This is a genomic window from Pseudomonas sp. PARCl1, from assembly GCF_947311875.1.
In the GTDB taxonomy this organism is placed as follows: Bacteria; Pseudomonadota; Gammaproteobacteria; order Pseudomonadales; family Pseudomonadaceae; genus Aquipseudomonas; species Aquipseudomonas juntendi.
Map to the genome: position 1 here is coordinate 1 of NZ_CAMZMX010000076.1, position 12,400 is coordinate 12,400.

At 67.5% G+C, this 12,400-nt stretch carries 2 protein-coding genes; both read left to right on the forward strand.

The genetic code is table 11. From position 1 onward, the window contains the following. The coding region (locus tag QME24_RS24015) for an amino acid adenylation domain-containing protein (RefSeq protein WP_281691074.1) at positions 1-3,245 on the forward strand (3,245 nt) is incomplete at its 5' end. A gap of 12 nt (positions 3,246-3,257) precedes the next feature. Then, positions 3,258-12,400, forward strand: a 9,143-nt coding sequence (locus QME24_RS24020; RefSeq protein ID WP_281691075.1) for a non-ribosomal peptide synthetase, incomplete at its 3' end; no start/stop codon positions are given.

The following is a 12,400-nucleotide window of genomic DNA, read 5'->3' on the forward strand; positions in this document are numbered from 1 at the left end:
ACGCACTGCCGGTGGCGGTGGCCGAAATCGAAGACATCTACCCACTGTCGCCGATGCAGCAGGGCATGCTGTTCCATTCCACGTTCGGCGAGAGCGACGGCGACTACATCAACCAGATGCAGGTCGAGGTCGCAGGCCTGGATGTGGCACGCTTCGAGGCGGCCTGGAACGCAGTGCTCCAGGCTCATGACAGCCTGCGTTGTGTCTTCGTCTGGTCCGCCGACCAGGCCCAACCGGTGCAGGTAGTGCTGCGCGAGGCCCGTGTGCCGTTCAGCGAGCTGGACTGGCGCGGCCGTGATGACCTGGCGCATGCGCTCCCGACACTGGCCGCCGAAGAACGTGGGCGCGGCTTCGATGTACTGCAGGCGCCATTGCTGCGCCTGGTGCTGGTGCGCCTGGAAGATGACCGCCATGCACTGGTCTACACCAGCCATCACATCCTCATGGACGGCTGGAGCAATGCGCGACTGCTGGGTGAAGTGCTGCAACGCTACTGTGGCGAGCGGCCCACGCAGGCGGCGGGCCGCTTTGGCGACTACATTGGCTGGTTGCAGCGCCAGGACCGAGCACAGAGCGAAGCGTTCTGGCGCGGGCAACTGGCCGCACTGCAAGCGCCCACCCGCCTGGCCAGCACCTGTCAGCATGTCGGTGTCGAAGGCTACGCCGAGCACAGCCTTTCTATCGATGCGCAGACCACCGCACGCCTGGGCCGCTTCGCCCGTGAGCGCAAGGTCACCGTCAACACCTTGGTGCAGGGTGCCTGGGCCTTGTTGCTGCAGCGTCGTGTCGGCCAGGACTGCGTGTCGTTCGGCGCCACCATGGCCGGTCGACCGGCCGAGCTGGCCGGTATCGAGCAGCAGATCGGCCTGTTCATCAATACCTTGCCTGTGATCGTGCCATGCACCGCCGGGCAGGCGCTTGGCGACTGGCTGGACGATTTGCAGGCGCTCAACCTGCGCATCCGCGAACACGAGCACACGCCACTGTTCGACATCCAGCGCTGGGCCGGGCAGGGCGGTGACGCGCTGTTCGACAGTCTGCTGGTGTTCGAAAACTACCCGGTGGCCGAGGCCCTGGAGCGTGGTTCGCCCTCGGGGCTGCGCTTTGGCCCAGTGCGCACACAGGAGCAGAGCAACTATCCGCTGACCCTGGTGGTCGGCCTGGAAAACAACCTGTCGCTGCGCTGCAGCTATGACCGACAGGCGTTCAGCGCGGCGATCATCGAGCAGATCGGCCAGCAACTGCGTCACTTGCTGCTGCAGATGCTCGAACACGGCGCGCAGGTGCCTGTCGAAGCCTTGCAACTGCTCGATGACCAGCAACGCCAGGTTGCGGTACAGGCCTGGAATAGTGCCCCGGCCACCTTCACGCCGAGCCAGCCGCTGCATCGCCTGATCGAAGCCCAGGCGGCCCGCGCCCCGCAAGCGCCGGCGCTGGTCTGCGAAGGCGAGCAGTTGAGCTACGCCGAGCTGAACCGCCGGGCCAACCAGGTCGCCCATGCGCTGATCGCCCGAGGCGTCGGCCCAGACGTGCTGGTAGGCCTGGCCGCACCGCGTTCGCTGGAAATGGTGGTCGGCCTGCTGGCCATCCTCAAGGCCGGTGGCGCCTACGTGCCGCTGGACCCGGCCTACCCGCTGGAGCGCCTGCACTACATGATCGAGGACAGCGGCCTGCAGTTGCTGCTCGGCCAGGGCGACCTCGGGCTGAGCCTGGGGGCGAACGTGCAAGTGCTGGACCTGGCCGCCGACTACACCGACTACGCAGGCTTGGCCGAGGTCAACCCGAACGTCGCGGTGGGCCTGGATAACCTGGCCTATGTCATCTACACCTCCGGCTCCACCGGCAAGCCGAAGGGCACCTTGCTGCCGCACCGCAACGTGCTGCGCCTGTTCGAGGCCACGGACGGCTGGTTCGGCTTCGGCCCGCAGGACTGCTGGACGCTGTTCCACTCCTATGCCTTCGACTTCTCGGTATGGGAGCTGTTCGGCGCCTTGCTGCATGGTGGCCGCCTGGTGATCGTGCCGCAGGATGTCAGCCGTTCGCCGGAGGCCTTCTACCAATTGCTGTGCGAGCAGCGGGTGACCGTGCTCAACCAGACGCCGTCGGCGTTCCGCCAGCTGATGCAGGTGGCCTGTGCCGAAGGCCAGCGCAGCGACCAGCAGCTGCGCTACGTGGTATTTGGCGGCGAGGCGCTGGAGGTCGGCAGCCTGCGCCCGTGGTTCGAGCGCTTCGGCGATCGTGCGCCGCAACTGGTCAACATGTACGGCATCACCGAAACCACGGTGCACGTGACCTACCGTCCATTGTCGCTGGCTGACCTGGCGCAGGGCGCGTCGAGCCCGATTGGCGTGCCGATCCCGGACCAGAGCCTGTACGTGCTCGACAGCGACCTCAACCCGGTGGCTGCCGGCTGTGTCGGCGAGCTGTACGTCGGCCGCCAGGGCCTGGCGCGTGGCTACCTCAAGCGCGCCGGGCTCAGCGCCACGCGCTTCATTCCCGACCCGTTCGGCGACAGCGGTGCGCGGCTGTACCGCAGTGGTGACCTGGCCCGCTGGCGCGCCGATGGGGTGATCGAGTACGTCGGGCGGATGGACCATCAGGTGAAGATCCGTGGCTTCCGCATCGAGCTGGGCGAGATCCAGGCGCGGCTGCAGGCGCTGCCCCAGGTGCGTGAGGCCGTGGTGCTGGCCCAGGAGGGGCCGAGCGGCACCCAGCTGGTCGGCTACCTGGTGGCCGGGCAAGCGGTGGCCGACCAGGCGGTCTGGCGTGAGGCGGTCAAGGCCGCGCTGCGCGAGGACCTGCCGGAGTACATGGTCCCGGCGCACCTGCTGCTGCTCGAGCGCATGCCGCTGACCGCCAACGGCAAGCTCGACCGCCGTGCCTTGCCGGCGGCGGACGCCAGCCTGCTGCAACAGGCGTATGTGGCGCCAGTCACTGAACTTGAACAGCAGGTGGCAGGCATCTGGGCCCAGGTGCTGGAACTGGAGCAAGTAGGCTTGAGCGACAACTTCTTCGAGCTTGGCGGCCATTCGTTGCTGGCCACCCAGGTCGTACTGCGCCTGCGCGACGCGCTGGGCCATGAAGTGCCGGTCAAGACGCTGTTTCTGGCCCGCGACCTGGCAGACTTCTGCGTGGCTTTGCAGGCCCTGCAGCCTGCCCTCGAACCACTGCACGATGTTTTGGCTAAATCCTTGGAGGACCTCAATCGTCTAACTGCCGATGATCTTGAAAAACTGATTTCCTAGTGAGGACACGGCATGCAGCAACTAATCGAATCGGTAAGCGCGCTTTCTTCCGAGAAGCGCAAAGCCTTGGCGATTCTGCTGAGTCAGAAGGGGGTCAATCTTTATGGCATCGCGCCGATTTTCCGGCGTGATGCCAACGAGCCCCTTCGGCTGTCCTATGCCCAGGAACGTCAGTGGTTCCTATGGAACCTGGAGCCGCACAGCGCGGCGTATCACATCCCCACGGCGCTGCGCTTGCGCGGCACCCTGGACATGGCCGCGCTGCAGCGCAGCTTCGCGACGCTGATCGAGCGTCACGAAGTACTGCGCAGCGTGTTCGTCGAGGTCGACGGGCAGTTGCTGCAGCAGGTTCGTGCGCCGTTCGCGCTGCCGCTGCCGGTGCAGGTACTGCCCGATGCCGGGCAACTGGAACAGGCAGTGGCGGCGGAGATCGCCGAGCTCTTCGACCTGGGCGAAGGGCCGTTGCTGCGCGCACGTTTGCTGCAGGTGAGCGAAGAAGACCATGTGCTGGTATTGACCCAGCACCACATCATTTCCGACGGCGCCTCGATGCAGTTGATGGTCGAGGAGCTGATCGACTGCTATGCCGCGTTCAGTCGTGGCCAGCAGCCCGACCTGCCGGCGCTGCCGATCCAGTACGCCGACTATGCATTGTGGCAGCGCCAATGGATGGAGGCTGGCGAGCGCGAGCGCCAATTGGCCTACTGGACCACCCGCCTGGGCGGCGAGCAGCCGGTGCTGGAACTACCGCTGGATCGTCCGCGGCCAGCGCTGCAGAGCTGGCGTGGTGCACGCCTGGATATCGAACTGTCGGCCGAGCTGGGCAAGGGTTTGCAAGAGGTGGCGCGGCAGCAAGGGGCGACCCTGTACATGGTCCTGCTGGCGTCGTTCCAGGCGCTGTTGCACCGCTACAGCCGACAGCGCGATATCCGTGTCGGCGTGCCGATCGGCAACCGCAACCGCGCCGAGACCGAGCGCCTGATCGGCTTCTTCGTCAATACCCAGGTGCTCAGCGCCGAAGTCGATGGTCAGGCGCCGTTCACCACATTGCTGCAACAGACCAAGGAGGCGGCGCTGGGGGCCCAGGAGCATCAGGACCTGCCGTTCGAGCAACTGGTCGAAGCCTTGGCGCCGGAGCGCAACCTCAGCCACAGCCCGTTGTTCCAGGTGCTGTTCAATCACCAGGCGCACCGTGGCGAGGGTCGGCAGGCCCATGAGCTGCCGGGGCTGCGGGTGGAATCGCTGAACTGGGAGAGCCAGACCGCGCAATTCGACCTGATGCTCGATACCCATGAAGAGCAGGGGCAGTTGTGGGCGTCGCTGACCTACGCGACCGACCTGTTCGACTGCACCACCATTGAGCGCCTGGCGGGCCACTGGCAGGCGTTGCTCGAAGGTATCGTCAGCGCGCCCGGCACGCGCGTCAGCGAGTTGCCGATGCTGAGCACGGCGGAACGTGCCGCCACCCTGGCTGCCTGGAATACCGCCCCGGGCACCTTCACGCCGAGCCAGCCGCTGCATCGCCTGATCGAAGCCCAGGCGGCCCGCGCGCCGCAAGCGCCGGCGCTGGTCTGCGAAGGCGAGCAGTTGAGCTACGCCGAGCTGAACCGCCGGGCCAACCAGGTCGCCCATGCGCTGATCGCCCGAGGCGTCGGCCCGGACGTGCTGGTAGGCCTGGCCGCACCGCGTTCGCTGGAAATGGTGGTCGGCCTGCTGGCCATCCTCAAGGCCGGTGGCGCCTACGTGCCGCTGGACCCGGCCTACCCGCTGGAGCGCCTGCACTACATGATCGAGGACAGCGGCCTGCAGTTGCTGCTCGGCCAGGGCGACCTCGGGCTGAGCCTGGCGGCGAACGTGCAAGTGCTGGACCTGGCCGCCGACTACACCGACTACGCAGGCTTGGCCGAGGTCAACCCGAACGTCGCGGTGGGCCTGGATAACCTGGCCTATGTCATCTATACCTCCGGCTCCACCGGCAAGCCGAAGGGCACCTTGCTGCCGCACCGCAACGTGCTGCGCCTGTTCGAGGCCACGGACGGCTGGTTCGGCTTCGGCCCGCAGGACTGCTGGACGCTGTTCCACTCCTATGCCTTCGACTTCTCGGTATGGGAGCTGTTCGGCGCCTTGCTGCATGGTGGCCGCCTGGTGATCGTGCCGCAGGATGTCAGCCGTTCGCCGGAGGCCTTCTACCAACTGCTGTGCGAGCAGCGGGTGACCGTGCTCAACCAGACGCCGTCGGCGTTCCGCCAGCTGATGCAGGTGGCCTGTGCCGAAGGCCAGCGCAGCGACCAGCAGCTGCGCTACGTGGTATTTGGCGGCGAGGCGCTGGAGGTCGGCAGCCTGCGCCCGTGGTTCGAGCGCTTCGGCGATCGTGCGCCGCAACTGGTCAACATGTACGGCATCACCGAAACCACGGTGCACGTGACCTACCGTCCATTGTCGCTGGCTGACCTGGCGCAGGGCGCGTCGAGCCCGATTGGCGTGCCGATCCCGGACCAGAGCCTGTACGTGCTCGACAGCGACCTCAACCCGGTGGCTGCCGGCTGTGTCGGCGAGCTGTACGTCGGCCGCCAGGGCCTGGCGCGTGGCTACCTCAAGCGCGCCGGGCTCAGCGCCACGCGCTTCATTCCCGACCCGTTCGGCGACAGCGGTGCGCGGCTGTACCGCAGTGGTGACCTGGCCCGCTGGCGCGCCGATGGGGTGATCGAGTACGTCGGGCGGATGGACCATCAGGTGAAGATCCGTGGCTTCCGCATCGAGCTGGGCGAGATCCAGGCGCGGCTGCAGGCGCTGCCCCAGGTGCGTGAGGCCGTGGTGCTGGCCCAGGAGGGGCCGAGCGGCACCCAGCTGGTCGGTTACCTGGTGGCCGGGCAAGCGGTGGCCGACCAGGCGGTCTGGCGTGAAGCGGTCAAGGCCGCGCTGCGCGAGGACCTGCCGGAGTACATGGTGCCGGCGCACCTGCTGCTGCTCGAGCGCATGCCGCTGACCGCCAACGGCAAGCTCGACCGCCGCGCCTTGCCGGCGGCGGATGCCAGCCTGCTGCAACAGGCCTATGTCGCCCCGCAAAGCGAAATGGAACAGCGCATTGCTGCTGTCTGGGCCGAGGTGCTGCGTCTGGAGCGGGTCGGCGTGAGCGACAACTTCTTCGAGCTGGGTGGCGACTCGATCATTTCCATCCAGGTGGTCAGCCGTGCCCGTCAGGCCGGTATTCATTTCACCCCCAAGCAGCTGTTCCAGCACCAGACCGTGCGGGGCCTGGCCCGTGTGGCGCGCGAGGGCGGCGCGGCGCCGCGTATCGACCAGGGCGCGGTGCAGGGCGGCATGCCGCTGCTGCCGGTACAGCAGTGGTTCTTCGGCGAAGTGACCGACCACGCGCACCACTGGAACCAGTCAGTGCTGCTGCGTCCCACTCGGGTCTTGCAGGCGGCGACCGTCGAGGCGGCCTTGCAGGCCCTGCTGGTGCAGCACGATGCGTTGCGCCTGCGCTTTACCCGCGAGCAGGGGCAGTGGCAGGCCAGTCACGGTCAGCCTGGCCAGGCCAAGGACCTGCTCTGGCAGCGGCAGGCCGCCGACCAGGACGCGCTGCTGGCACTGTGTGAAGCGGCGCAACGCAGCCTGAGCCTGGAAGGGCCGCTGCTGCGTGCTGTGCTGGTCGGCATGGGTGACGGCAGCCAACGCCTGCTGCTGGTGATCCACCACCTGGTCATCGACGGCGTGTCCTGGCGCGTGCTGTTCGAGGACCTGCAACAGGCCTGCGCGCAACTGGATGCGCAGCAGCCTGTGCGGCTGCCGGCAAAAACCAGTGCCTACAAGGCCTGGGCCGAGCGGTTGGCGGAGCACGCCCGTAGTGACGCCATGGCGCGCGAGCTGGCCTGGTGGCAAGGCCAGCTGGCCGATGCTCCGCAGGACCTGCCGTGCGCCAATCCGGCCGGCGGCCAGCAGAACCGCCATGCCCGCAGCCTGCATACGCGGCTGGACAGCGAGCTCACCCGGCAGTTGCTGCAGCAGGCCCCGGCGGCTTACCGCACCCAGGTCAACGACCTGCTGCTGACCGCGCTGGCCCGGGTGGTGTGCCGCTGGAGCGCGCAGCACACCGCGCTGATCCAACTTGAAGGGCATGGCCGCGAAGACCTGTTCGACGACATCGACCTGACTCGCACCGTCGGCTGGTTCACTACCTTGTTCCCGCTGGCCCTCACGCCTGCGCAGGACCTGGCAGGCTCGATCAAGGCGGTCAAGGAGCAACTGCGCGCCGTCCCCGCCAAGGGCATCGGCTACGGCATGCTCCGCCACCTGGGCGATGCGGCGGTGCAGGCCGGCCTTGCCGCGTTGCCGGTGCCGCGTATCACCTTCAACTATCTGGGGCAGTTCGATGGCAGTTTCGACGCCGAGCAGGGTGCACTGTTCGTCCCGGTCGGCGAGCCGCGCGGCGAGGAGCAGAGCCCGGCGGCGCCGCTGGGCAACTGGCTGACGCTCAATGGGCAGGTCTACGGTGGTGAACTGACCATCGCCTGGACCTACAGCCACGAGATGTTCTCTGCGGCCACGGTCCAGGCCTTGGCCGATGACTACGCTGCCGAGCTGAAGGCGCTCATCGCCCATTGCTGCGACCCGCACCATGCCGGTGTCACGCCCTCGGACTTCCCGCTGGCACGCCTGGATCAGGCGCACCTCGACCAGTTGCTGGACGATCCGCGCGCGGTCGAGGATGTCTACCCGTTGTCGCCGATGCAACAGGGCATGCTGTTCCATAGCCTGTATGGCCAGGGCAACGGCGACTATATCAACCAGATGCGGGTGACCGTGGAAGGCTTGCAGGTCGAGCGTTTCCGTGCAGCCTGGCAGGCGTCGGCCGATGCCCAGCCGATCCTGCGCAGTCGCTTCGCCTGGGAAGGTGACATCGGCCAGCCGCTGCAGATCGTCCAGCGCCAGGTCCAGGTGCCGTTCGACTACCTCGACTGGCATGCCGAGGCCGAGCCTGGCGCACGCCTGGACGCCCTGGCCGAGGCCGAGCGCGCACGTGGTTTCGACCTGCGTGAGGCGCCGTTGCTGCGTATGACCGTGGTGCGCACCGGCGAGCAATGCTTCGAGCTGATCTACACCAACCATCACATTCTCATGGACGGCTGGAGCAACTCCCAGTTGATGGGGGAAGTGCTGCAGCGTTATGCCGGCCAGGCGCCGGCCCAGGCCGGGCGTTATCGCGACTACATCGACTGGTTGCAGCGCCAGGATCCGGCGGTCAGCGAAGCGTTCTGGCGCGAGCGCCTGGCCGAGCTGGAGGCGCCCACACGTTTGGCCCAGGGCCTGCAAGCCGAGCCTGGTAGCGGGTACGCCAGCCATGTGCGGCTGGTCGACGCCGAGCGCACGCAGCGCCTGGAAGCCTTCGCCCGCCAGCAGAAGGTCACTGTCAACACCCTGCTGCAAGCAGCCTGGCTACTGCTGTTGCAGCGCTACAGCGGGCAGGCCACGGTGGCCTTCGGCGCCACTGTGGCGGGCCGGCCGCTGGAGTTGCCGGGTATCGAGCAGCAGATCGGTCTGTTCATCAATACCCTGCCGGTGATCGCCACCCCACAGCCGGCCCAGTCCGTGGCCGACTGGCTGCAGGCAGTGCAGGCGCTCAACCTTGGCTTGCGTGAGCATGAGCACACGCCCTTGTTCGATATCCAGCGCTGGGCCGGGCAGGGCGGTGACGCGCTGTTCGACAGCCTGCTGGTGTTCGAGAACTACCCGGTGGCCGAGGCCCTGGAGCGTGGCGCGCCACAGGAGCTGCGCTTCGGCAGCGTCGACAGTCGCGAGCAGACCAACTACCCGCTGACTCTGGGCGTGAACCTGGGCGGTACCCTGGAGCTGCACTACAGCTTCATGCGTGCCCATTTCGATGAGGCAGCCATTGTCCGCCTGGACCAGCAACTGGTCGGCCTGATGGAGCAGTTCAGCCAGGCGCCCGCTGCGGCCTTGGGCAACCTGAGCCTGCTCGATAGCCAGGCCCGGCAGGCTCTGGCCGTGGCCAACGCGCCGCAGCCATGGCAGGACGGCTTGCTGGTGCACCAACGCATCGCGGCCCAGGCCGCGCGCCGGCCTCAGGCTCCAGCGGTACTGTTCGGTGACCAGGTGCTGGACTTCGCCAGCCTGGAGCGTCAGGCCAACCAACTGGCCCATCGCCTGGTCGCCGAAGGCGTAGGCGCCGAGATCCGTGTCGGCGTGGCCTTGCCCCGTGGGCCGCAGGTGATCGTGGCCTTGCTCGCCGTGCTCAAGGCCGGTGGCGCCTATGTGCCCCTGGACGCCAGCTATCCGGCCGAGCGCCTGGCCTACCTGATGCAGGACTCTGGTATCGCCCTGTTGCTCAGCGACTCGACCTTGCGCGGGCAACTGCCGCTGCCGGCGGCGTTGGCTGCCCTCTATCTCGACCAGCTCGACCTGGCCGCACAGCCGACCCATGCGCCGCGAACAGTCGTGCAGCCGCAGAGCCTGGCCTATGTGATCTACACCTCCGGTTCCACCGGCAAGCCCAAGGGGGTGTGCGTCGAGCACGGCCCGCTGGCGATGCACTGCGAAGCCATCGGCCGGCGCTATGCCATGGTCGAGGACGATTGCGAGCTGCACTTCATGTCGTTTGCCTTCGACGGCGCTCATGAGCGCTGGCTCACCGCGTTGACCCACGGCAGCCGCCTGCTGGTGCGGGATGACAGCCTCTGGGAGCCAGGCCAGACCTGCACGCGCATGCGTGAGCACGGCGTGACCGTGGCGGCGTTCCCGCCAGCGTACCTGTTGCAGATGGCCGAGCACGTCGAGCTGCATGGCCAGGCGCCGAAGGCGCGCATTTACTGCTTCGGCGGCGACGCGGTGCCGCGTGACAGCTACCAGCGCGTGCATGCCGCCCTGGCGCCGGAGCACATCATCAACGGCTACGGCCCGACCGAGACGGTGGTGACCCCGCTGATCTGGAAAGCCGACCGCGCGACCGACTGCGGCGCTGCCTACGCACCGATCGGCACGCGTATCGGCGACCGTCGCACCTACGTGCTGGCCGCCGACCTGAGCCTGCTGCCAGCCGGCCTGCAGGGTGAGCTGTACCTTGGTGGCCACGGGCTGGCCCGTGGCTACCTGGACCGGCCGGGCATGACCGCCGAGCGCTTCGTGCCCGACCCGCACGGCGAGCCGGGCGCGCGCCTGTACCGCAGTGGCGACCTGGTACGCGAGCGCCGCGATGGCGTGTTCGACTACCAGGGGCGCGTGGACAACCAGGTGAAAATCCGCGGTTTCCGCGTTGAACTGGGCGAAGTCGAGGCCCGCCTGCTGGCCCAGGCGGGTGTGCGCGATGCCGCCGTGGTCGCCCGGCCAGGCCCGAGCGGCCAGCAGTTGGTCGGTTATGTGGTGGCGTCGCAGCCAGGTCAGGCTGATGCCGCGTGGTGCGACGCGCTCAGGGCGAGCCTGCGCGACGTGCTGCCGGACTATATGGTTCCGGCGCATGTCCTGGCGCTTGCCAGCATGCCGCTGACCCCCAACGGCAAGCTTGACCGCAAGGCGCTGCCCCAGCCTGAGGCCGGTGAGTCCCGACAGGATCACCAGCCACCGCGTACCGCGCTGGAGCAGACGGTGGCGGCGATCTGGGCCGATGTGCTCAAGCTGCCGCAGGTGGGCTTGCACGATCACTTCTTCGAGCTGGGTGGTCATTCGTTGCTGGCCACCCTGGTCGTCGCCCGGGTGCGTCACGCTTTGCAGGTCGAGGTGGCGCTGCGCACCTTGTTCGAGCATGGCACCCTGCAAGCGTTCTGCGCCCAGCTGTCTGAGTCTGCCAACGCAGCGGTTCCCGCCATCGGCCTGGCCGATCGCTCGCGGGCGCTGGCCTTGTCCTATGCCCAGGAGCGTCAGTGGTTCCTCTGGCAGCTGGCCCCGGACAGCGCCGCCTACCATATTCCGGTGGCCCTGCGCCTGCGCGGGGCATTGTGTGTCGAAGCCCTGCGCCGGGCGTTCGAACACCTGGTGGCGCGGCACGAGAGCCTGCGCACGGTGTTCGTGCATGCACAGGGGCGTACCGAGCAGGTGATACAGGCGCCGTATGCCTTCGAGCTGCCGTTGCAGGTGCTGGCCGATGCCAGCGATGCCGCGCTGCTGCCGCGGGTGGAACAGGAGGTCGCACGGCCGTTCGACCTCGCGCAGGGCCCGCTGCTGCGCGCCTGCCTGTTGCGCCAGGGCCGCGATGAACATGTGCTGGTGCTGGTGATGCATCACATCGTCAGCGATGGTGTGTCGATGCAGGTCATGGTCGACGAACTGGTGGCCCTGTACGACGCCTTTGACCAGGGGCAGGCACCGCGCCTTGCGCCGCTGCCGATCCAGTACGCTGACTATGCCGCCTGGCAGCGCCAGTGGATGGACGCTGGTGAGCGTGAGCGGCAGCTGACCTATTGGGTCGAACGCCTGGGTGGCACCCAGCCTGTGCTCGAACTGCCGCTGGATCACCCGCGCCCGGCGATGCGCAGCCAAGCCGGTGCCAGTTTGACGCTGGCCCTGCCCGGTGAGCTGCAGCAGGCGTTGCGCGCGCTGGCCAGGCAACAGGGGGTGACGCTGTTCATGCTGTTGCTGGCGGCTTACCAGACGTTGCTGCACCGCTACAGCGGCCAGTCCGACATCCGTGTCGGTGTGCCGATCGCCAACCGCAACCATGCCTGCACCGAAGGCATGATCGGCTTCTTCGTCAACACCCAGGTGCTCAAGGCCGAGTTCGCGCCGCAGGCGACCTTTGCCGCGCTGCTGGGCCAGGTGCGCCAGGCGGCGCTGGAGGCCCAGGCCTACCAGGACCTGCCGTTCGAGCAACTGGTCGAGGCCCTGGCGCCGGAGCGCAACCTCAGCCACAGCCCGCTGTTCCAGGCACTGTTCAACTACCAGAGCGGCGCACGCCGTGGCCAGGGCGCGCAACAGGCGCATGCCTTGAGCGTCGAAGGGCTGCAATGGGATACCGGTGTCGCTCAGTTCGACCTGACCTTGGATGTGTTCGACAGCGAAGAGGGCATGCTGGCCTCGTTGGTGTATGCCACCGACCTGTTCGAGCGCTCGACCATCGAGCGGCTGTCCACCCACTTCATCAACCTGTTGCAAGGCATCGTCGAGCAACCGCACCAACCGGTGGCCGAACTGCCATTGCTGGCGGC